General features: G+C 40.8%; 20 protein-coding genes. 14 read left to right on the top strand and 6 right to left on the bottom strand.

The window, feature by feature from the left end:
* Positions 1-157: 157 nt before the first annotated feature.
* A complete protein-coding gene (gene rnhC / locus AC623_RS14435; protein WP_049663585.1) occupies positions 158-1,090 on the bottom strand; it encodes a ribonuclease HIII in 933 nt (310 codons plus the stop codon).
* Positions 1,091-1,181: 91 nt separating this feature from the next.
* Between rnhC and zapA the strand changes: the two genes are divergently transcribed.
* The 5 genes from zapA (at position 1,182) to AC623_RS14410 (ending at position 6,586) form a co-directional block, all read left to right on the top strand.
* Positions 1,182-1,442: a cell division protein ZapA gene (gene zapA / locus AC623_RS14430; protein ID WP_049663583.1), complete on the top strand. Its 261-nt coding sequence runs from the start codon at positions 1,182-1,184 to the stop codon at positions 1,440-1,442.
* A 5-nt stretch (positions 1,443-1,447) separates the two neighbouring features.
* Complete coding sequence (locus tag AC623_RS14425; protein ID WP_049663582.1) at positions 1,448-1,993, top strand: CvpA family protein; 546 nt, start codon at positions 1,448-1,450, stop codon at positions 1,991-1,993.
* An 82-nt stretch (positions 1,994-2,075) separates the two neighbouring features.
* The gene (gene polX, locus AC623_RS14420; RefSeq protein WP_049666665.1) at positions 2,076-3,791 is read left to right on the top strand and encodes a DNA polymerase/3'-5' exonuclease PolX; all 1,716 of its coding nucleotides are present in this window, start codon (positions 2,076-2,078) and stop codon (positions 3,789-3,791) included.
* Between the two features lie 16 nt (positions 3,792-3,807).
* A complete protein-coding gene (locus AC623_RS14415; protein WP_049663580.1) occupies positions 3,808-6,162 on the top strand; it encodes an endonuclease MutS2 in 2,355 nt (784 codons plus the stop codon).
* 16 nt (positions 6,163-6,178) lie between these two features.
* Positions 6,179-6,586: a DUF350 domain-containing protein gene (locus tag AC623_RS14410; protein WP_049663577.1), complete on the top strand. Its 408-nt coding sequence runs from the start codon at positions 6,179-6,181 to the stop codon at positions 6,584-6,586.
* A gap of 335 nt (positions 6,587-6,921) precedes the next feature.
* Here AC623_RS14410 and AC623_RS14405 read toward each other — a convergent pair whose 3' ends face one another.
* Positions 6,922-8,142: an ATP-grasp domain-containing protein gene (locus AC623_RS14405; protein WP_049663574.1), complete on the bottom strand. Its 1,221-nt coding sequence runs from the start codon at positions 8,140-8,142 to the stop codon at positions 6,922-6,924.
* Positions 8,143-8,335: 193 nt separating this feature from the next.
* On the opposite strand from AC623_RS14405, the gene AC623_RS14400 reads away from it, so the two are divergent.
* A complete protein-coding gene (locus tag AC623_RS14400) occupies positions 8,336-9,724 on the top strand; it encodes a UDP-N-acetylmuramoyl-tripeptide--D-alanyl-D-alanine ligase (protein ID WP_049663572.1) in 1,389 nt (462 codons plus the stop codon).
* A gap of 197 nt (positions 9,725-9,921) precedes the next feature.
* On the opposite strand, the gene AC623_RS14395 is transcribed toward AC623_RS14400, so the two are convergent.
* The 4 genes from AC623_RS14395 to AC623_RS14380 form a co-directional block, all read right to left on the bottom strand.
* Positions 9,922-10,947 carry a CapA family protein gene (locus tag AC623_RS14395; protein ID WP_049663569.1) on the bottom strand — a complete coding sequence of 342 codons (1,026 nt, stop codon included), beginning with the start codon at positions 10,945-10,947 and terminating at the stop codon, positions 9,922-9,924.
* A 324-nt stretch (positions 10,948-11,271) separates the two neighbouring features.
* Positions 11,272-12,795: a pyruvate kinase gene (locus tag AC623_RS14390; protein ID WP_197090977.1), complete on the bottom strand. Its 1,524-nt coding sequence runs from the start codon at positions 12,793-12,795 to the stop codon at positions 11,272-11,274.
* A 462-nt stretch (positions 12,796-13,257) separates the two neighbouring features.
* Positions 13,258-13,701 (bottom strand): Hsp20/alpha crystallin family protein, encoded by a 444-nt coding sequence (locus AC623_RS14385; RefSeq protein ID WP_049663565.1) that lies wholly within the window; start codon positions 13,699-13,701, stop codon positions 13,258-13,260.
* A gap of 110 nt (positions 13,702-13,811) precedes the next feature.
* Positions 13,812-14,792, bottom strand: coding sequence for a 2-hydroxyacid dehydrogenase (locus AC623_RS14380; RefSeq protein WP_049663563.1), 981 nt, complete (start codon positions 14,790-14,792; stop codon positions 13,812-13,814).
* Between the two features lie 266 nt (positions 14,793-15,058).
* Here AC623_RS14380 and AC623_RS14375 point away from each other — a divergent pair, with 266 nt between their 5' ends.
* The 8 genes from AC623_RS14375 (at position 15,059) to AC623_RS14345 (ending at position 23,214) form a co-directional block, all read left to right on the top strand.
* Positions 15,059-16,720 (top strand): amidohydrolase, encoded by a 1,662-nt coding sequence (locus AC623_RS14375; RefSeq protein ID WP_049663562.1) that lies wholly within the window; start codon positions 15,059-15,061, stop codon positions 16,718-16,720.
* 100 nt (positions 16,721-16,820) lie between these two features.
* Positions 16,821-17,039, top strand: coding sequence for a DUF3311 domain-containing protein (locus tag AC623_RS14370; protein WP_049663560.1), 219 nt, complete (start codon positions 16,821-16,823; stop codon positions 17,037-17,039).
* 17 nt (positions 17,040-17,056) lie between these two features.
* A complete protein-coding gene (locus tag AC623_RS21795) occupies positions 17,057-17,578 on the top strand; it encodes a sodium:solute symporter family transporter (protein ID WP_197090976.1) in 522 nt (173 codons plus the stop codon).
* Between the two features lie 18 nt (positions 17,579-17,596).
* Positions 17,597-18,529: a hypothetical protein gene (locus AC623_RS21790; protein ID WP_197090975.1), complete on the top strand. Its 933-nt coding sequence runs from the start codon at positions 17,597-17,599 to the stop codon at positions 18,527-18,529.
* Positions 18,530-18,718: 189 nt separating this feature from the next.
* Complete coding sequence (locus AC623_RS14360) at positions 18,719-20,047, top strand: hypothetical protein (protein ID WP_049663558.1); 1,329 nt, start codon at positions 18,719-18,721, stop codon at positions 20,045-20,047.
* Positions 20,048-20,327: 280 nt separating this feature from the next.
* Positions 20,328-21,788: a carbon starvation CstA family protein gene (locus tag AC623_RS14355; protein ID WP_049663555.1), complete on the top strand. Its 1,461-nt coding sequence runs from the start codon at positions 20,328-20,330 to the stop codon at positions 21,786-21,788.
* Positions 21,789-21,947: 159 nt separating this feature from the next.
* Positions 21,948-22,262: a cupin domain-containing protein gene (locus tag AC623_RS14350; protein ID WP_049663553.1), complete on the top strand. Its 315-nt coding sequence runs from the start codon at positions 21,948-21,950 to the stop codon at positions 22,260-22,262.
* A gap of 85 nt (positions 22,263-22,347) precedes the next feature.
* Positions 22,348-23,214, top strand: a complete 867-nt coding sequence (locus AC623_RS14345; protein WP_049663552.1) for a VanW family protein — start codon at positions 22,348-22,350, stop codon at positions 23,212-23,214.
* Positions 23,215-23,219: the final 5 nt, after the last annotated feature.

Raw genomic sequence — 23,219 nt, 5'->3', positions numbered from 1 at the left:
CTTTTTACTTGCGCTCATAAATTCGTTCTATGCGCGCGCAATCGACAAAGTTGCGCTCACAAAACCGGGAACTCCGCTCACAATCAACAAGAGTACGCGCATAAACGTGAGAAAGAAGAAACAAAGCCGGACCCTTTATTGGGGCCGGCTTTGTTTTTTATCGTTTATTCACGAGTTTCAGGGCTTTCTGGGTATTGGCGAAGTGCTTTTTAGTGAAATGAAGCAGGGCTTCTTCGCCTTTTTCGCTGATGAGGCGGGCGGCGGCAACATCAACGTGACTGCCAGCCCCTTTTGGAATCGGAAAACCGGCTTCGCTGCTTAAATTGTCCATTTGTTTCACAAAAGCATAACGGGCGATGATCGAGGCAGCGGCAACAGCAAGGTGGATGCTTTCGCCTTTTGTGCTAAAGAACACATTCTCCTGAAAAATTTCTTTTTGTTCTTTTAAATAACGATAGTACGTATCCTTTTCGGCAAACTGGTCAATTAGCACGGCATCTGGACGCTCAGGAAGAATCTTTTTGTGCAGGTTAATCAATGCCTGATTATGAAGCAACGCTTTTATTTTTCCTTGCGACATGCCTTTTTGCTGAAGCTCGTTATACTTCTCGTTCTTTAAAACAAGCAGGCTATATGGTACTACTTTAGCAATCTTCTTAGCGATTTGGATAATTTGTGGGTCTGTTAAATCTTTGGAATCACGGACGCCTATTGACTGCAGTTCATGAAGTTGTTCCTTTCTTACAAAAGCACTGACGACTGTGATCGGGCCAAAGTAATCGCCTGTGCCGACTTCATCACTGCCGATAACAGACATTTCCGAGAAACCAGACGGCAACTGGGCGGACACGGTCTTCTTTTTCTTGGCAGGAGCTGCTTTTGTACTTTCTCCATGCCATTTGGCTGCTTCTAGCAGCGCATCCTTTCCTTGAAATAGGACTTTACCGGAACGATAACCGGTAATCGCACAGGCAGCCGTTTTAGCTGCGAAGACGGCTCCTGATGGCAGCTTGCCAGTCGATTGGGAATGATAATAGGTTTTCATTTTCGAAAGGGTGGTGCTGGATACGTTTAAAACAGTGTGGCTCATATAGAAACTCTCCTTTATACTTGCGGCTTTTCATGGATTCCTGCTCATGGTATGATAACAGATAGGATTCTTTACGAATGGGGGCATTCCATTGTCGAATGAAGAGAAAAACCGGATTACGGTTGACATATACGGACATCATTATACAATTGTCGGCACGGAATCGAAAAGTCATATCCGGCATGTGGCTCAGTTAGTCGACGAAAAGATGCGGGAAATTAAGAGAAAGAATCCTGTGCTTGATTTAAATAAAATCGCTGTATTAGCTGCGGTGAATACAGTTCATGACTATGTAAAATTGCAAGAAGAAATAGAACACTTAAAGCAACAATTAAAAGAATTGAAGGGCTGAACAACATGATTGACATTGTATTGCTTATTTTATTAGTTGCCGGTATTGTAATCGGTTTAAAACGGGGATTTGTTTTACAGTTTTTCCACATAGCTGGTTCCATTATCGCGATTATTGCCGCTCTTGCGCTTCGCGAGCAGGTAGCCCCGCTGCTAAAAAACTGGATCCCAATGCCGCCGGTTGATCAAAATCCAGCGTTTAGTCTTGTGGCCGCCGGTTTTGAATCTTTTTATTATGGAGCTATTGCTTTTGTTCTTATTTTTATTTTAGTAAAAATTGTGCTATCAATCCTTGGCTCTTTTGTAAATGCGCTTGCGAATATTCCGATTTTACGAGAAGTGAATAAAGTCGGCGGAGGGGTTCTCGGCTTTGTGGAAGTGTACCTCGTGCTCTTTGTCCTTGTCTACCTCGGTATGCTGCTGCCTTCCGGAATTTCTTCCATGATAAATGATTCTTTCATTGCCGATTATATGATTCATCATACACCTTATTTATCAGATGCGCTCAAAAACTTTAACCCGCTTGCCCAACTGAACCGCTTCTCTTTTTAAAAGAGAAGTTTTTGTTTTGTCTGGCTTTTCTGTTACTATTAAAATGGAGAAAAAGATCGATTTTGAAAGTATGGTGACGACGATGATCAATAAAAAAGACATTATCCGTTTGCTGGAAAAGATAGCGATATATATGGAATTAAAAGGGGAAAACCCGTTTAAAATATCTGCCTTTCGAAAAGCCGCCGCCGCTCTGGAAACGGACGAGCGCAGCTTAACGGAAATTGAGGATATGACGAAGATTCCAGGAATCGGCAAGGGGACAGGAGCCGTCATTGAAGAATACCTGGAAATGGGTGAATCGACGGTTTTAAAAGAGCTGCAGGATGAGGTGCCTTCCGGGCTCGTCCCTTTGCTGCAATTACCGGGACTTGGCGGTAAAAAGATTGCTAAATTATATAAAGAATTAAACGTAAAAAGCATGGCTGATTTACAAGAAGCATGTGAGCTGAAAAAAGTGCAGGAGCTGCCTGGTTTTGGGGCTAAAACGGAGGAAAAAATTTTAGCGGCTATCCAAGAAGCCGGAAAGCGCCCGGAGCGGCTCCCGATCACGTATATGCTGCCACTTGCTGAATCGATTGAAAACCGCCTGGCTGAGATGAAGGGAATTCAGCGATTTTCACGGGCAGGCAGCTTAAGACGCCTTCGAGAAACGATTAAGGATCTTGATTTTATCATTGCCGCTGATAAGGCTGCTGCCGTGAAGGAGCAGCTGCTCACGCTTCCTGGAATTAAAGAAGTGATCGCAGCCGGTGACACGAAGGTTTCCGTTGTCATCGAGGGAGAATGGGATGTGTCGGTTGATTTTCGGATCGTCACAGCAGAAGAATTTGCTTCTACGCTTCATCATTTTACCGGCTCGAAGGATCATAACGTCCGTATGCGCCAGCTGGCGAAAGAGCGCGGGGAAAAGATTAGTGAGTATGGCGTTGAATCAGTTGAAACAGGAGAAGTCACCACATTCCAAACAGAAGAGGATTTTTATCATCATTTTAATCTGCCATGGATTCCTCCAGAAATTCGGGAGGACGGAACGGAAGTAGAGGATTTTCCTGGATTTGGCCGCCTCATTCATTTAGGCGATATCAGGGGAGATGTCCATATGCATACGACCTGGTCAGACGGGGCGTATTCGCTTGAAGAAATGATAGAGGCCTGTCGGGCTAAAGGCTATGAATACATGGCGATTACCGATCATTCCCGCTATTTAAAAGTAGCAAATGGCTTGTCAGTTGAGCGGCTGTTAAAGCAGAACGAGGAAATTCGCGAGTTCAATGCCCGCTATAACGATATTGAAATTCTTTCCGGCATTGAAATGGATATTTTGCCTGATGCTACATTAGATTATGACGATGAAATTTTAAGCCAGCTGGACTTTGTGATCGCCTCGATTCATTCAAGTTTCTCGCAGCCGCGGGAAACGATTATGGAGCGCTTAAAAACAGCTTTAATGAATCCATACGTTGACTTAATTGCTCATCCGACTGGCCGGTTAATTGGCCGTCGTGAGGGCTACGATGTTGACGTTGACATGCTCATTGAATTGGCGAAAGAAACCAATACGGCTTTGGAATTAAATGCTAATCCCTACCGGCTGGATTTATCTGCCGATCATTTAAAGAGAGCTCAGGCAGCCGGTGTGAAGGTGATCATTAATACAGATGCGCATGCTATTGAACATTTAGATTTCATGGAAATTGGGGCAAAAGCAGCGAGAAAAGGCTGGCTTCGTCCAGATACGGTGCTCAATACGTACAGTAAGGAAGATTTTTTAGCATTTATTAATCGAAACAAATAGGGAGGAATCCTGTTACGTGAATAAAAAAGTATTAAAAACTCTTGAGTTTGACAAAATTAAGCAGCAGCTTGCTGAACATGCTGCCTCCAGCTTAGGAAGGGAACAGGCAGAAGCCTTGAATCCATCTGTTTCCTATGATGAAGTGGTTCGACTTCAGGAAGAAACCGACGAAGCAGCGCGTGTACTTCGCCTAAAGGGGCACGCACCACTGGGCGGAATTCATAATGTTCGTCCCCATGTGAAGCGGGCACAAATTGGCGGCATGCTGAACGGCATGGAATTTGTCCAAGTGGCGAGCACCATTTATGCAGGACGGATGATGAAGCAATTCATTCATGATCTAGTTGAAGAAGGCGAAGAACTGCCGATCCTTTCTGAAAAAGCAGAACAGCTTCCGGTATTGACACCGCTTGAACACCGGATTAAACATACAGTAGACGAACACGGCGGCGTTCTTGATTCAGCGAGTGAAACACTTCGCCATATCCGTCAGCAGCTTCGAGCGAACGAAAGCCGGATTCGCGGCAAGCTTGAAAGTTTAATACGCGGAAGCAACGCCCAAAAAATGCTCTCCGATACGATCATTACGATTAGAAACGATCGCTACGTTATCCCCGTAAAACAGGAGTACAGGGGACACTATGGCGGTATCGTGCACGATCAGTCTTCATCTGGCCAAACGTTATTTATTGAGCCGGAGTCGATTGTCCAAATGAATAACCAAATCCGTGAATTTAAGCTGAAGGAACAATTAGAAATTGAACGGATTTTTACCGAGTTAACAGTGGAAGTAGAACAGCATGGAGAAGAGCTTTATCATTTAACTGGCTTGCTTGGTGAGCTTGATTTTATGTTTATGAAAGCAAAATTCGGCCGAGCTATTAAAGGCACGAAGCCATTGGTGAACAAAGATGGCTATATCCGTTTGAATAAGGCCCGCCATCCGCTGTTGCCGATTGATGAAGCAGTGGCAAATGATATTGAATTCGGAAAAGAATATACGACGATCCTAATTACCGGACCGAATACTGGGGGGAAAACCGTAACCTTAAAAACGGTCGGTTTAACGACATTAATGGCCCAAGCAGGACTTCCTATCCCGGCGCTTGACGGATCGGAAACAGCGGTATTCGGTTCAGTCTTTGCTGATATTGGGGATGAACAGTCCATTGAGCAAAGCTTGAGTACGTTTTCATCTCATATGGTGAACATTGTAGATATTTTAAAGCACGTTGACGATGAAAGCCTCGTCTTATTTGATGAACTTGGTGCCGGCACGGACCCTCAGGAAGGTGCCGCTCTGGCGATGGCGATCCTTGATGACGTGCATAACCGAGGAGCAAGAGTCATTGCTACTACGCATTATCCTGAGTTAAAAGCATACGGCTACAATCGCGAAGGGGTCGTCAATGCGAGCGTTGAGTTTAATGTAGAGACACTCAGTCCAACCTATCGCCTCCTCATTGGCGTACCAGGACGAAGCAATGCCTTTGAGATTTCCAGTCGTTTAGGTCTTAATGATACGATCATTCAGCAGGCGCGCAGTTTGATTGGCGCGGATACGAATGAAGTTGATCAAATGATTGCTTCCCTTGAACAGGCGCGCCGGAAAGCGGAAGATGAAGAACGGGAAGCACGCGAATATTTGAAGCTTGCGGAACAGTTTCATAAAGAAATGCAAAAACAAATGCAGGAATATTATGCTCATAAAGAGGAGCTTGCCGAGAAGGCCCGCAAGCAGGCGGCAGAGATTGTAGAGAAGGCGAAAGCAGAAGCGGAAGAAGTAATCCGTGATTTGCGTACGATGAGATTCGAGAAAAAGGCAGATGTAAAAGAGCATGAATTGATTGAAGCTAAAAGGCGACTGACCGAAGCGGTACCGGAAGCGAAAAAAGCGCCAAAAACGAAAGCAGCTTCTTCAGAACGGATATTGAAGCCGGGAGACGAAGTGAAAGTGCTTAGTTTTGATCAAAAAGGTACGCTGCTTGAAAAAGCTGGGGACAAAGAATGGAACGTGCAAATTGGCATTATGAAAATGAAAGTGAAAGAAAGCGATTTGCAATTTGTGAAGTCAGAGAAAAAAGCAGAGCCCAAGCCGCTCGCAACGATTCGTGGAAAAGACTATCATGTAAGCTTGGAGCTTGATTTGCGGGGCGAGCGTTACGAGGATGCATTGGTACGGTTAGAAAAGTATATTGATGATGCTTTACTCGCCGGCTACCCACGCGTTTCGATTATTCACGGCAAAGGAACAGGGGCGCTTCGCAAAGGCGTTCAGGATTATTTGAAAAATCATCGGTCTGTGAAGCGGACACGCTTCGGTGAAGCGGGGGAAGGCGGCAGCGGCGTGACTGTTGTCGAATTAAAATAAGAGGGGCTTTATATGTATGAACCAGTTTTGGGAAAATGAATTTATACAGCTTGCCGGTTATTACAGTGTAGTCGTTGTCTGTATTATACTGTCGCTAGCCGTGTTTGAACTGGTAACTAAATACCGTAACTGGGAAGAAATCCAAAAAGGCAATATGGCTGTGGCAATGGCAACCGGCGGAAAAATATTCGGTCTTGCGAATATTTTCCGCCATTCGATTGCCCATAATGATCATGTTTTAACGATGATTGGCTGGGGAGCATTTGGTTTTGTTTTGCTGTTAGCCGGCTACTTTATTTTTGAGTTTTTAACTCCCCGTTTTAAAATTGATGAAGAAATTGAACAAGACAACCGTGCTGTCGGCTTTATCTCTATGGTAATCTCTGTCGGATTATCATACGTTATTGGCGCAGCTTTAATTTAATAAGGAGCATCCGAACTATGGAAACACTCGCGAAAGTATTGCTCGTCCTTTGTGGCGTCTTTCTTATTATTGGTATCATTTATTTAACCTTTATTTCTTAGAAATCAAAATAGACTGTCCTAAAAGTATTTAGCTTCTCCTTAACACACGAAGGTATAGTCCCTATCTCAATTGCTATACCATATGCGCTACTGGAGGTTTTAAATTCTTTCTTTTTAGACAGCCTTTTTAAAAAAGACAGTTATGACAATGAATTCTCTCATACCATTTAAGTTTGATAAAGAGCTGATTTAACGAGGGTGAAGACATATCTTCAACAATATCAGCTCTATTTTCTATTCCTCATCTAAATGAAATTTTATTTTTTTAGCAGCCTTTTTTGCCAATTTTTTTGCTTCTTCCAATGTGCTTCCATAAGCAATCACATAAGCAAGCCTGTGTCCCATTGTCTGTGGAGGAACAAGCTTGCTTCCTTTTCTAGGTTTTATGTGAACATGCACGACTCCGGGGGATTTTCTGGCTCTTTTTCTACCTGTTATTTTTCTTAATTTCCCCTTTTTTGTAGCAATAATATATTGAGTGTATACAAAGTTTTTTGTTTTCTTTGTTAATGATGGTTCTTCACCTAAGTATAATTTTAGTATTTGTTCTACTAAACTATATCCGAACGCTGCTTCAATCATCCTGTTCATCGATCCGCCTGAGATTCGCGGATTGATTTCTATGAGTTTCCATCCATCATTACTTAGCCTTAGCTCCAAATGGAGCGAGCCATTTTCCATGCCTATCGCTGAAATGATTCGATTAACTGTCTCTTCAATACTTTTCTGTAAGTCATCCGGAACTTTGGCCATGAGTCCATATCCGGTTACAATAAATCTTTCTCCTTTTGTAATTTCTTGTTTAACAACCGCTGAAATCATGACTTTTCCTCTATAAACCAAAGCCTCAACCAAATACTGTTCTCCGTCGATAAACTCTTCAATCAAAACGGAATCCATAGGGTATTTTTCACGCAGCAGTATAACATTTGCTAACAATTGCTTTTCATTTTCAGCAAGTAATGCATCTTTCGAACCTGTTGATTTTGGTGATTTGACCATTGCGGGAAACTTTAATGAAGAAGGAAGTGTGAGTGGTTTAACAGATTGTGTTGGTTTTATTTCAATGAAATTTGGAGTAAAAGGTTGGTCTTTAAGAGATAAACGAGTTTTCACTTTATCTTCCATTTTGTGAATTGCTTCTGTGGAAACACAGCTTTGACAAAATTCATCTGCTAATACAGCGGCAGTATGAACATAGGGATCGGTGAAACTGACGATCGCAGCAATCTCTCTTCCTTGGGACCGCAATACTTTTATTTTTTTTCTCATCGCTTTTAAATTCTGTGTATCCACTAGGATCATTTGATGTACCTCTGGATATTGGTCCGACTGTTTTAATCTTCTTGCTCTATTCGTAAAAACGATTGTAAAAAAACCGAGCCGGTTAGCTGCTTTAGCTGCTTCCCTGCTAGAACCTGATTTGTAAATCTCTATGAAAATAATCGCTTTCAAAACATTCCCCCCTTGATTAGCACTATAAAAAAGTACTTATTATAAGGTATGGAGGATAATCCTATTTGACTAGATACTTATCCATGAATGAAAAAATAAAATCTTGCATAAACAAGGGAGAGCTGCCGTCACGTTCAATAGAAAGGCTTCATACTCTAAAGTACTGCATAATGTGATTGGAGATGTATAGGAAGTGAAAAAAAAAATCAAATTTTCTACTTTGCTTAAAGTGATTAAAGGCCAGCTTATTCACGGAAATACTTTTGATATCTATCATATTACTGATCGAACTAATTATATAAAAAAAGCGAACAGAGTCATTTTTCTGCGGGGAAAAATTCAACAAACTGACTGGGAGAATATACAAAAACATACTCCTTGTGCTGTTATCCTTGAAAAGAAAAAAATTAAAAAGCCGTTTTTACCAAACGTGTCCTATATTGTAGTAGAAGACATGGAAAAATCTTATTGGGAGTTTGTAAAATACTATCGCTCTTTGTTTGATATTCCCGTTTTTGCCATTACTGGAACATGCGGGAAAACAACTGCAAAAGAAATGATTACTCACATTTTAAAAAGAGATTATAAAGTATTAGCTACAAGGAAAAGCAAAAATGCTCCCTACCGGAATCTTTCCTACTTGTGTGAAATGACGAAAGAAACAGAGGTAGCTGTTTTTGAAACTCCTGTGGCGAGAATTGGTCAGCTTGAATATAGCTGCAAATTTTTCCAACCGACCATTGGAATGATTACTAATATTGGCGTTGACCATTTGAAAAAATGCGGCACGCTCGAAAATTACATTCAAGCAAAGGGAGAAATTCTAAACGGGTTGAATAATAAAGGGATTTTGATATTAAATGCAGATGATGAGAAAACGAAACAAATCTCGTTAAAAAACTATAAAGGAAAGGTAGTTTACTTTGGTATTCACTCTCCTGCTGACTATAAAGCTACTAATATCCGCTACACAGAGGATGGAATGGCGTTCACCTTAATCTATGAGAAAATGAAGTATGAGGTGGTTGTCGCTGGCTATGGGGAACATCAGGTTTATAATGCGTTGGGGTCGATTGCTGCTGTCCATCAGTTTGGTTTTGGGATTAGAGAAGCTGCTGAACGGCTCAAGACTTTTAAAAACTTAACTGCTCATCTAGAGACATTCAAAGGTCCTAATGATTCATTCATTATAAATGATACATGGAATGCTAACCCCACCTCTATAGAAGCCTCTTTAAAGGTGATGGAAGCGATTGCTGCCAATAAGAAGAAGATCCTTATTCTTGGCAGTGTCTCTGAATTGGGGGAGCATGAAGCGAAATACCATCAGCAAATCGGAGAAATGATCGCAGCTTATCAAATAGATGTATTAATTGCCACTGGAAAGTTTGCAAATCAGATCATTCAAGGTGCAAAGAATAAAAAAATGAAAGGGAAAAAAGTGGCTTGTGAGACAGCAGGTGACATTATGAACATTATTAAACCTTTATTAACGGAAGAAACCGCTCTGCTTATTAAAACCTCTATGTATGACAAGTCTATTATGCCTTTATTAACTATGCTCGATGGAGAAAAAAATTGAAATGAGATTCTTGAAGCACAGGAAAGATAGAGCAACGAGATAATAAGAGGAAAGTTACATTGCAGCTAAACATGTATTATAAAAAAGCTGTCCCTAAGCATGGAGGCCTTATTAAATCAGCGTATATAATGGTTTATACCTGAGGGAGGAATCTGGCTTTTCATTCTTGGGACAGCTTTTTATATGAACCAAATAAACTAAAAGTAGATGATGCCTCGATCATTTGCTATTTTCGTTTTCCACTTTCCTAAATCCGATTGGGAAAACAGTTCCTGGATAGCTGTATGAGCGGTTGAACCAGATAAATGCCGCGGCTGGAACTTAACGGTTTTATTATTTGTGTGAATCGGCCATACGTCCACCTTTGTTAAACCTTTCTCATTCATATGCAGGGTAAGTGGAAATCCATAGGTTAAAGAGGACGTTCGGTTTGGGGTCGTATGAAAGATAAAGTTGCCAACGCTAAAAAATACAGGAATTTTGTTTGCGATACCTATATTTTGAAATTGATGTGAACCATGACCAACAATCACGTCGGCACCAGCAGCAGAAATCATTTCAGCTTGTCGTTTTTGTTTTTTAGATACGGGTTCATAATTATCACCCCAATGAATAGATACGATGATTACATGTACACCTAGTTTTCTCAATTGCTGGATATCTTCCTGTACTGCCTGCTCAGATAGTGCCCTGACACCACTATGGTTATGAGACGCAAAGTGATGATACTTCTCATCATAGTTTTTTCGATAGCTCATATAGTTTAAAATGGCTGCTTGAATAGTTCCCTTTTTGATGATCAACGCTTTTTTTGCTTCCTCTATGTTTTTTCCTGCCCCTAAAGGAATCATTTTCTCCTTTTTTAATAGAGCAATCGACTCTAATAAGCCATCATGTCCATAATCAGTTGTATGATTATTGGCCATATAAAAAATATCAAACTTCTCTTTTTTAAAGCCTTCTAACACGCGAGGGGACATATTATATTTATACTTTTTTTCTGCAGTAAGCTCTTTAGCCATTTTGCTGATTGGCGCTTCGAGGTTAAGTGTTCGCACATCTGCTTCTTTATATATGGAACGTAAGTATTTAAAGGGATACGTATATCCTTTGCTTTCTAATATTGATTGGGCTGCAAAACCTAAAAAAGTATCTCCGCCTAAAAAAATACTTAAATCTTTGCCATCATCTGGACTTTTATAGACTAAAGGTTTTGTAGGCAAAAAGATCCCTCCCTAATAATATATCTTAGTCTATGCCGGGCAGGATTAAGTGATCTTAAAAAATTAGGTAAATAATAGATCTTGCTTCTATAATAAGCAACTCATGAATATGTAACTGCATAAGTCTCTTGAATAGAAATTTAACTAAGGAGAATTTGTGGATAGTTCTGTAATGCATTTCCTAATAAGAAGAAATGGACTATGTAGAGAACGATTAGTGAAAGTTCTATCCGTTCTTCCCGCTCATTGGCAGTGCTCACAGCTTAAAAACTAAACCCACTTCCCCGCTTGCCCTGGGGAAGTGGTTATTGTGTCCAGTGTATATCAACTAAGCTGGTGAGGATTTGGGCGGAAGTCCTCTTCACCTTGAAAAGCTATCGACCGTGTGAACGTTTGCTTATAATCCTTTGCTTCCGATATTAAGAGAAGGGTTTCCGTTAAGAACTCTATCGTTTCTTCCATAAATGGGCCTTTATTTAACATTAAGCAATCAAATTCGCTTCCAAAGAATAAGTCGGCTAACTCAGATCGAGAAGGAGTGCCCTTTTTAGCTAGCGATTCCAGCACTTGTGTAGCCAAGATGACAGGAATATGAGCAGCATGGCACATGGATAAAATCTCTTCCTGAACAACCGGGAGTTTATCAAATCCTATTTCAATGGCTAAATCGCCTCTTGCGATCATAATGCCGAATTTTGAGAAAGTGAGCCCTTCTAAGAGAATGTTAGAGAAGTGATGGATCGCTTCTTTTGTTTCAATCTTGGCGATCACTGTTAAATCTTTTGACGGATAGTTGGCTAAAAGCTGTTGTAGTTTTTGAAGATCTTCAGGGCTGTGTATAAAAGAGAGTCCTATCATATCTGCATGCTCACAGATAAACGCCAGATCTTCCTCGTCTTTATTCGTTAAAGCTGAAATCGTTGAATTGGCATCGCAATCAGGTAAGTTAATTCCCTTATTTTCTTTAATAGCTGTCTCCGTATCTGGAGAGATAATTTCTGCATCGATAAAGTCTTGGCTGCATGTTCTTACTACGGCCTGAATTTTTCCATCATCAATAAATATTCTATGTCCTTTTTGAACACAGGAGAATGCTTCAGGCAGGCTGACGGAAATAGCAGCCGATGCTGATTCAGCAGCGGGGTGTCCTTCCGTTGAATGATTCAAATGAATTCTTAAAAGATCTCCCTTTTTAACTTCTATTTGAATGGGGGATCTTTCAACGTTATTTACGAATAACTCTATGTCTCCTTGTATGCTTTTTAGCTTCGTATGCTCCGTAATATAGGCAGTTTCTTCAATCGTGACAATCAAGCCAGCCGGCAATGTATCCGTAATAAGGAATTTTCTCTTCTTATTTCGATTATCGACAAAAGAAAGGGAGTCTCCTTTTGTCAATTGACGAAATTGTTCACATGGAGAGGTAGAAATAATAAAATCATATTCCTCGTTGACTAACTGTTTAGTCGATGCAGACTGCCAGCTGATAATTCCTTTTTTAGCTGCCAGCGGACGGCCATAGCGGTCTTTTTTTATACCTATTTTTAAAGGATAGGCAACTTTTCTTAGAGGACCGACTCTAATTTTAGGTCCTGCTAAGTCCATATGGATTTGGCACCTTTGATCTTTATATTTGCCCTTGTTTCTTAATTGCTCTTCAGCATAGCGGATGGTGTCAATCATCTTTTTCCATGTTGATGCATCGTCATAGGCACAGTTGATGCGGGCAATGGTCATTCCGTTTAACAAGAAGCCTTCAACAAGAGAAGGAGCGGTCATTTGACCGTCCAAGGTGACCATAATATGGGGAGAGTGTTCAGATGCTCTTTCCCCTAATACAGTGTGCATTCGTTCTCTTCTCAGTTGTGAGTGTGCCTCCGCATCAGGAGTGTGAATAGGAGGGGAGATGCCTAAGTTGGAACAAAGGATTTGCAAGCTCTGCATCATGCTTTGATTTGAACTTAAGCAGAAACCTCTACTCTGAAGAGCAGTTATAAAGGTAGAATCTATATTATTTTTATAAGCGAGAAATGCCAGTAGGTTTTGAGCGCTGAACGTATGGTGGATACGTGGGTGTATCAAGGGGACAAGGGCTGCCTGGTTCACCGCTGTTTGATAGAGTGACCAAGCTTTGTTGGCGAGTTCATCTTGAGAAAAGTGGTGCATATGTTTATCCACCCCAGTATAAAAGTCATTAATAATTTAGTTTATTCTTTTATTCATCAGATATGTGGATTCCCTTGCTCCGGAGCTTAGGCAATCCAAATGGATAGAGGCTATTTTAGTTAGATAAATGGACATTAAGGAATTTTACTCAATGTTAATAAAGCGTTTAGCAGAATGCTGTTTAGGTGTGATAATTCTTAGTACGCCATCTTTATAAGTCGCTCTCGTGTCTTTTTCTGAGATGAGAAAGGGTAACGTTATAAAGCGTTCCATTCTCTGGCTAGCATGGTATTGATGGGAGTAGGACTGTTCAAAAGGGTTCATTCCTGCTAGTTGAGAGTTTTCTGCGGCAATCCGCAAGCGATCTCCGAGTATTTCAATTTGAATCTGCTCTCGTTTATATCCAGGAAGCTCTGCTTCGACAATCACATCTGAGCTTGTTTCATACCAATCTATTTTGAACAGGTTATGGTGAAAAAAAGCATCAAACTGTTTAAACGGTTCATCAAAAAAAGAATCAATGGTCTTTACTAAATGATAAAGCGAACCGTCCAATAATTTTGGAAGATTGTTTTTACGAGATACCATGAATCGATCTGCTCCTTTTCTTAAGTGATCAATACTAAAATATGATAAAAAAAGAGAAGTGTAACCATTCAAGGCATCTCATCTAAACAATCGAACGTACGGTACAAAATTTATTGATTTAAAAATATGTTTGGATTCAATAAATTAGGCGGCTGCTGTCCTTTTAAACCTGCTTGCAGGTTTTTAGCAGCCACTACAGACATTTTGTGCTCTGTTTCAGCTGTGGAGGAGCCAATATGTGGCAGAGTGACTAAGTTTTTGCATGTTAACAGCTTATGATGAGCAGGAAGAGGCTCCTCTTTAAAGACATCGGTGCCTGCAGCCCAAATGGTGCCGTTTTGGAGAGCGTCATAAAGAGCCTCCTCGTCTACATTTTGCCCCCGTGAACCGTTGATGAAGATGGCTGTTCGTTTCATTTTGCTAAACTCTCCATAGCTGATTAAATTTTTTGTCTCGAGAGAAGCGGGGACCATTAAGCAAACAAAATCTGATTCTGCCAATAATTCATCCATTGATACATAATGAGCGTTTAATAATTCTTCGACATCTGGCCTTCTTGAACGGTTATGATATAAAATCTCCATATCGAAACCAAAATGTCCTCGTTTAGCGATTGCCTGTCCAATGCGGCCCATGCCGATAATGCCAAGCTTCTTATGGTGCACATCCAATCCAAAAAGTTCGGGAGGCAAGAGCTCAGTCCATGCTCCGCTTTTTACATAATGATCCAGCTCTGTCATCCGCCGGGCTGCCGCAATTAAAATGCCAAAGATAGCATCGGCTGTTGTGTCGTTTAATACATCCGGTGTATTCGTTGCCATAATGCCGCGCTTTGATAATTCTTCTAGTGGCAGATTATCGTATCCTACCGAAACATTCGAAATTATTTTTAACGTTGGAGCTAGATCAAGCAGTTCTTTTGTTACGTTTAGTCCAAGCCCAATTACGCCTGTTGCTTTTTGCAGCGTTTGTACAAAACGCGGATCATCCAAGTATTCATTGTTTTCAAAATAGACGACTTCAAATTCCTTTTCCAGCTCTTCAATGACTTGCGGAGATACACGATTATAAGCAAGAATTACTTTTTTCACCTTAACACCCTCTTTTATTATTCGTTACAGGCCTTTCCGGCTTTCCCGACTTTGTTCGTCTCCATGCTGCTTGTTCACCTTTTCTTTTCAAAACATAATAAAGGTCCACTTATGGTTATTGTAAGAAATTATTGTTTTTAATACCATTGTTTAAAAGAAAAATCTGAATATTTTTCTTTTTTTGAAAACGCATACAAATTCCTTTTCACAACCACGGAAGAAAAAAGAACAAAATGAGCAGGTGAAACGGGGGAGGATGATTCATAATGATTAAAGCAGATGTTTTGTTGACAAATGCCAATGTCCTTACTTTAGACAAGGAAGGAAGACGTGGAGGTTCAGTGGCCGTAACAAATGGCCGAATCAGCGGGATTTGGCCGGAAGCTGAACCGCCAAAGAATGAGGTTGAGGTTACGAGGCACACACAAGTCATTAATTTAAAGGGAGGCACATTGCTTCCGGGGTTTATTGATACGCATAATCACTTGTTAATGTATGCCCAGTTTCGCCAACAAGCAAATTGCAGCAGTCCGCTTAATAAAAATATTAGTGATATTCAAGATCGACTTTTGCAATTAGCCCGGAAAAAGGAAAAAAATCAGTGGGTTTTGGGCTATGGATATGATGATACTCTTCTAGAGGAAAAGCGTCATCCGACTCGTGAAGAATTAGACGCTGTTGTTCCTCATCAGCCTGTTTTTATTCGGCATGTTTCCGCCCATTTTGCTGTTGTCAACTCGGCTGCTCTAAGGCTCGCTGGAATCGATGAGCAAATAACGGATCCGCCTGGCGGCCATTTTGGAAGAGATAGGGCAGGAAAATTAAATGGTGTGCTATATGAGCTTCCAGCTATGAATCTTGTTGAATCAAGCATTCCTGTTCCGTCTGTAGAGAATTTGGTGTCTTTACTGGGAGAAGCGTCCAAAGATTATTTAGCTCAGGGAATTACAACAAACACAGATGCAGGTGTTGGTCTGAACATAGGAGTAGAGGAACTCGAAGCACATATCCAGGCAGTAGCCGGAGGACAAAATCCTATGCGCATGCAATTAATGATTATGCATCACCTTCTCAGAGAGAATAATGTATTTGGGGGGGTGTCTGCTAAAGAATTGGATGAAGATATTCGTCTTCGATCTAACGGACGAGCTCGTCTTGACAGCGCTAAATTGTTTCAAGATGGATCTATCCAAGTTCTGACGGCAGCATTGCGAGAGCCTTATTATTGCAACTCTGAATTAAATGGTCATTTGATCCATGAACAAGAGGATTTTAATTTAGAAGTGCTGGACCTGCACAAGCGTGGTTATCGGGTGACGATCCACGGCAATGGCGACCGAGCTATCGCCTCTAATTTGGATGCTTTTGAGTTTGCTTTAACTCATCATCCCCGTGTAGATCATCGCCATCGCATTGAGCACGTGCAAACAGCAACAGCGGCTGATTTGGACCGAATGAAAAAACTCGGTGTAGCCGGCTCATTTTTCATTAATCACATTTATTATTGGGGAGACCGTCATGAGAAACTGTTTCTTGGACCGGAAAGAGCAGCCAGAATGAATCCAATAAAAGATGCTCTAGACCGTAACCTGCTCTTTACCGTACATTCAGATTGTCCTGTAACCCCTATCTCTCCGTTGTTTTCTGTTTGGGCAGCAGTCAACCGTATAACGAAGGATGGAAAAGTGTTGGGGGCTGACCAGAAATGCAGTGTGGAAGATGCTTTGAGGTCCATGACGATTTGGGGAGCTGAACTGAATTTTGATGAACGTCACTCAGGCAGCATTGAAGTAGGAAAAAAAGCTGATTTTACCGTCTTGGCAGAAGATCCTACAAAGGTCAATCCAAAAGAAATTAAAGAGATTGACATCGTAGCCACATTGATTGACGGCTGTGTTGTTTATGAAAACAAAATGTGTTTACTATGATAATCTTTATACTAATCAGGGCTTGCAGAAAGAAAGATAAGCGAATCTTTTAAGTAGGTATATGAGTATGTACTGAATCAGCAGAAAGGTGGAGATCTCTTTGTCACTACGACAAGTAGGCAGTGTATTCATTGGTATTGGAATACCGTTTCTGGCGATTTTGGGAGTTGTTCCGTTTATTGCTGCAGCCGATGTAAGCGTTCTAGGGTTCCCTATTCTCTATTTTTGGATATTTCTCTGGTTCCCATTGACTACTCTTTGTCTTTGCATTTCTTGGCATTTCTTTGACCGGCATCAGTATGAAGATGAAAAAATATGACAAAAAAGGGGGAGTGAATGATGACAGCTTTCGTATTTGGATTCATTTTACTTTTGTCATTGGGCATCGCACTAAGCAGCCGTGGTAAAAAGAAGAAAATGAACGTGGAGGAATACTTGGTTGGAGGCCGGGCATTCAGCGGGATTTTACTTTTCTTTCTAGCGGTTGGTGAAATATATAGCATAGGAACGATGATTGGCTTTCCAGGAGGCATTTACGCAAAAGGGCCTAGCTATGGATTATGGTTTTTAGGATACATTCTTTTAGCGTATCCTGTTGGCTATTTCATTGCTCCGCTGCTTTGGAGAGCGGGCAAGAAGTATGGAGCCATGACGCTCCCCGATTTATTTAAAGGACACTATTCTAACCGTGGTCTAGAGTTAGTAGTGGCGTTGTCTGCTCTGCTCTTTTTGATTCCTTGGGGACAGCTGCAATTTGAAGGACTCATTGTTGCCCTTAGCTCCCTTGGCTTTAATTTGTCACCTGCAGCAGCGGTCATTATTGCCGGATGTATAGCGTTTCTTTATATTTCTGTGTAAGGTGTAAAGGCTCCGGCAATGATTTCTATCCTAAAAGATATTTTAATGTTCTTAGCTATTGTGATCGCTGGCATAGCAGTTATTAGAGAAGCAAACGGTGTTTCTCATTTGTTTTCAATGGCAAAGGAACAAGGGGCGTCTGTGACGATTGATCAACCCGAACATTTAGTTTTCAGTTTAACAACCATTTTCTTTCAAGCCCTAGCCCTATATTGCATGCCATTGATTACAGCTGTCATTTTTACGGGCAAATCGGAGGGAACGATCAAAAAAACACAAAGATTTATGCCACTCTATATGCTGATGTATCCTTTCTTAATTCTGTCTTCTTACTTTGCTTTAGTTCACATTCCAAATTTGCAAAATCCCAATCAGGCGTTTATAGCTACCGTCATGTCAATCCTTCCATCATGGGCAGTTGGTCTTGTAGCTGCAGGGGCTGCACTTTCAGGGCTTTTAGTGCTGGCCATTACAAGTTTAACGGTCGGGGGGCTCGTTTCAAGAAATTTAATGCCGGCTGTTCCTGAAAAATCCCAAAGAAAATGGGTACAAACGATTGTGATCCTTTATCTTCTGAGTTCAATGGCGTTAACCCTGCTGGCTCCAAGTCTAATGTTAAATTTAATTAATACTGCTTATTATGGATATGGTCAATTTTTGCCGGGGTTACTGGCTATCTTCTTCTCCCGCACAATTAAACCAGCAGGAATAGCAGCAGGTTTAATTACCGGGAATGTGTTTGCTTTAGGCATGCATGTAAGTGAAATCAATCTATTTAACATAAATACAGGATTGATTGCACTCATCTTAAATTTTGTCGTGACTTATATAGTAAGTATGGTCATGAAAAAGCAGTCGGCAGGAAAGGAGCCGGTTGCCCGGAAATCAAATGATCCCAATTCTGAAACAAAGGAGGAGCTTGAAGGAACTCCACCTGTTGCGGCTAAATAAAATGAGTATCTAAAAAGCTTGTATTGAATAATTTGTATCGTTTCCATCAGAAGCTGATGTTCTTCTACATGAGGGCATCAGTTTTTTCAATTATACGGGATTCTTTAAGTCTATTTTAAAACAATAAAAAATAAATTATGATAGAATATTTATAATATTCTGATACGTAAAGAGAGGAGGGATATATATTTGAAGATTAAAGTGGCTGTTTTTGGAGCACCTGATTTGGTGGAATTAGTGATGCTTATTGGAAAGCAATTTGAAGATCTCGATTTGCTGCAAGCGGTTTATAGTCACCCTGATCAAGTAACAAAGCTAGTTGAAGAGTATCGTAAAGAAACAGATATTCTCTTATTTGCAGCGCCCGTCCCTTATTTACTTGTGCGTGATTATTTAAATCATTTTTCTATAGAGTTAAATAAACCAATGGTTTTTATTCCATATACTGAAGCTTCTTTTTATCGCGGATTATTTATGGCTTTTAAGCAAACAGGTTTGAGCGCCGATAAATTAAATTTCAGTATCGATTACTTGCCTGAAACGGGTGCAAAGGAATGTTTAGAAGAATTAGAAATCAACGCTGAAAAAATGTATGAAAAGAAATGCAAGCTTCATCAGGATTTAGATAAACTTTTTTCCTTTCATTATGATCTATGGAAGCAAGGAAAAACTGTATCAGCTATGACGAGTTATTATCTTGTTTATGAAAAGCTAAAGAAGCTGGGCATTCCTGCTTTTCGAGTTACACCAGCAAAATCAGCTATTCGCCAGACGTTACAGCAAGTGCTTCTAGAAGGGAAAAGCCTCTATCAGGTTGAAAGCCAAATTGCCATTGTCATAATTGGTTTTAATCAGAATATGGATAAACTTGATCAGAGCGTGGATAAACAGGTTATAAACCGAAGAGAAGAAATCTTATGGCAGATGATTGCAGAATATGAAAAAGACATACAAGCTTTAAGTGTTTGGACAGAACAGGGGAATGTTCGGCTTATAACAACGAGAGGAGAGATCGAGCAGCATACACAGCGTTTCCGGAAATTTCCCATGTTTCAATCTGTTCATACTAAATTAAATATACCCGTTTTCTGCGGAATTGGTTTTGGACATACGGCAAACGAAGCAGAGCTAAAAGCGTATGAAGCTTTCTCCAAAGCTAAATCGACAGATGATAGCAATTGTTTTGTTGTTGAATCAGATGGAAAGGTACATGGTCCGATTGGAAAGCCTTTTCAGCTTGAGTATGCGGTACGAAGTAAAGATCCTGGCCGGCTCTTAATTGCCAAGCAAACCGGATTAAGCATTGGAACGATTAATAAATTAATTTCGTTTAATGAAAGCTGCGGAAATCAAACGATCACTGCAGGAAATTTAGCGGATGGTTTTGGCATTACTTCACGAAGTGCACGCCGAATTTTAAGTAAACTGGAGCAGCATAACTTTGCTCGAATTATTGGAGAAGAACAACCTGTCAATAAAGGGCGCCCCCGTCAAATATATCAATTGAATTTAGATTGATTTTAGGTTTTTTGTGTAGTTATTGAAATTATCTTTATCATAAATAAATTGTCTCTCCTCCATTACTACTAAGAAAAGAGAAGTGTTGAGATGATAAAAAATCACTCTCATACTTTTCTTATTTTAACATTCTCCCTCAGATATCTAATCACAAAAACCAAGTATACCAGTGTGGTGACTCCTTTGCGTCATATGCAGTTAAATGAAAATTCACAATAAAGGCACGTCTCGTTATAAATAAAACAAAGGGATCATACAGTGGTGGAAAGGAGGGAAAGCCATGATTACCTTTATTGCCGCCATTGTTCTGCTCATTGTCGGCTATTTCACGTATGGCAAGTATGTGGAGAAGGTATTTGGGGTGGAGACAGAGAGAAAAACACCAGCTTATACACTTGCTGATGGTGTAGATTATGTACCAATGAACAAAAAGCGAAACTCACTCATTCAGCTGTTGAATATTGCTGGTGTAGGACCGATTTTTGGGCCCATTATGGGAGCCCTTTATGGTCCAGTTGCTTTTGTATGGATTGTGTTTGGTGCTATTTTTGCGGGAGCCGTTCATGATTATCTGACAGGGATGATCTCATTGAGGAACCGGGGAGCTCACCTGCCTGAACTGGCTGGGATTTTTCTCGGGAAAGTTTTTAAACATGTTGTCAACGCTTTTTCCCTTTTATTGCTTGTGCTCGTGGGAACTGTTTTTGTATCCTCGCCAGCGGCGTTGCTGGCCGATCTGACACCGGGCTGGATGACGCTGGGGATTTGGGTAGCTGTTATTTTCATCTATTATTTGTTGGCGACCGTTTTGCCAGTTGATCAAATCATCGGCCGTTTTTACCCGTTTTTTGGAGCATTGTTATTAATTAGCGCGGTTGGAATTGGAGGGGCTCTCATACTCCAAGGCCACCCAATTCCGGAGCTTTCGTTTGTGAATATGCATCCTGACAATCTGCCTATTTTTCCGATTTTATTTTTAACGATTTCTTGTGGAGCTTTGTCTGGATTTCATGCGACGCAATCTCCGATTATTTCGCGCACGACCCAAAAAGAATCACAGGGCCGTTTTATTTTTTACGGTATGATGATAACTGAAGCAATCATTGCGATGATTTGGGCAGCGGCAGCTATGTCGATTTTTAATGGAGCCTCGTTAACTGAGTTGCTTGCAACAGTAGGACCGGCCGGAGTTGTGAAGGAAGTGGCAACCACCACGCTCGGCGCTGTATTTGGTACATTGGCCATTCTCGGGGTCATTGTACTGCCGATTACGTCTGGCGATACGGCTTTCCGGAGTGCACGGATGATTATTGCTGATTATATCGGTGCTGCTCAAAAGAAAATAGGCAATCGCCTTTGGATAGCCTTGCCAATGTTTGCTATTTCAGTCGGTTTGACACAAATTGATTTTACCATTTTGTGGCGCTACTTTTCGTGGGCAAATCAGTCAACCGCTATGATTGCCTTGTGGGTAGGAGCAATGTATTTGGCGTTACAGAAGAAAAACTTTTGGATTGCGGCTGTGCCGGCGGCTTTCATTACGATGGCCACCTTCACCTATATACTCAATGCGCAAATTGGCTTTGGATTATCTATGACCGCATCCTATATCGGTGCAGTTATCATTACCGGCATCATCGTTATTGGTTTTTTCTGGGGGCTAAAACGAAAGTTTGCCGCAGCAAAGAGCGGCAAGAAGCCGATTGTTTTGGATGATGGATTAGGGAGATATATCTCTTGATAAAAAGGCTTTATTTGATTGCAGCGAAAACCAACCACTACCTATATAGGAGATAATAAAAAGCAAAAGACAGCAAGCTGATAACCCAGGTGTCTGTTCATTGACACCTGGCTTTTTTGTGAAAAGCTTAAGTAAATTTAGTGAAAGAGATGGAGGGTGATGGAAAAACGATCGTTGGAAGAATATATATCCTTTTCAGATGGGGCACTCACACGTCATGCAGTAAAGAGCAGAGAGAAATCAATGATGTTTATGTTGAATTTTCAGCCTGGACAATCGTTGCCGCCCCATCCTCATCCGAACGCCGATGTATATGTAATGATTTGGGAAGGCGGCGGAACCTTTACAATAGACAGTGAATGTTTTTCGGCGAAAAAAGGTGACATGATTCATTGTCGGAATAAAGAAGTACTTTCTTTTGCAAATGATAGGAACAAGAACGCGACTTTATGTGTGACATTGGCAAAGGATTAACTAGGGCAACAACTTCTTTTTCATTTTTTCTTTATCGTACATGAAACCTTTCCTTCAACGAATACTAAGCGGGGGAGGTTATGTGATGATAAAGAAAATTATGTTTATGTTTCTTTTGCTATTGACGTCCGCTCCGCTTGCGTCTGAAGCTCAAAGTCTTACGATGACCGATGAAACGATTAATGAAACGATTACACGCAATCATTTTCTTCTTTTCCCAATGGAAGAGTCAATGATCGATCTTCACAAGGTACGGTCCCTTGTGGAACGTTTTGATAAAGAAGTGTATAGAGCACCAGTTAATGCTGCTTTAAATGATAAAGGGGAGATTATCTCTGCTAAACCAGGAATAGGGTTAGATAAAGAGAAATTCCTCGAGCAATTGTATGCATTTTTTTACGGAAAAGAATCGGCTGTCGTGCCGATTCCAAAGAAAGAAATTTATCCAAAAGTGGATAACGAGCTTTTAGCAGAAATCAGTACGAATGAGATTGGCAGCTTTACAACATATTTCACGGAAAGCAATAAGGAACGTTCCTACAATATTTTTTTGGCAGCAAAAGCGGTGAATAATCGCGTAGTTTTTCCTGGAGAAACCTTTTCCTTTAACAAGGTTGTAGGGGAACGGACGAAAGAAAGAGGATATAAACGTGCTCCAGTCATTGTAAAGGGAGAACTGGCAGAGGATATTGGAGGGGGAATATGCCAAGTTTCTTCAACGTTATTTAATGCTGTCAATTTAAAAGGAATACAAATTGTTGAGCGGTATTCACATAGCAGAAGAGTACCTTACGTTCCACCTGGAAAAGATGCTACAGTCAGCTGGTGGGGACCGGACTTTGTCTTTAAAAATGAATACAATTATCCCATCCTAATTCGAGCGGCCTCAAACAATGGCAAAATGATGATCCGAATCTTTTCATCAGAAGCCGTTGAAGTAAAAAAGCAGTAAAGTGA

This window comes from Bacillus sp. FJAT-27231, assembly GCF_001183975.1.
GTDB lineage: Bacteria > Bacillota > Bacilli > Bacillales > Domibacillaceae > Pseudobacillus > Pseudobacillus wudalianchiensis.
Note: the sequence above shows the minus strand (reverse complement) of the source record. Positions and strands in the feature narration are given on the sequence as shown.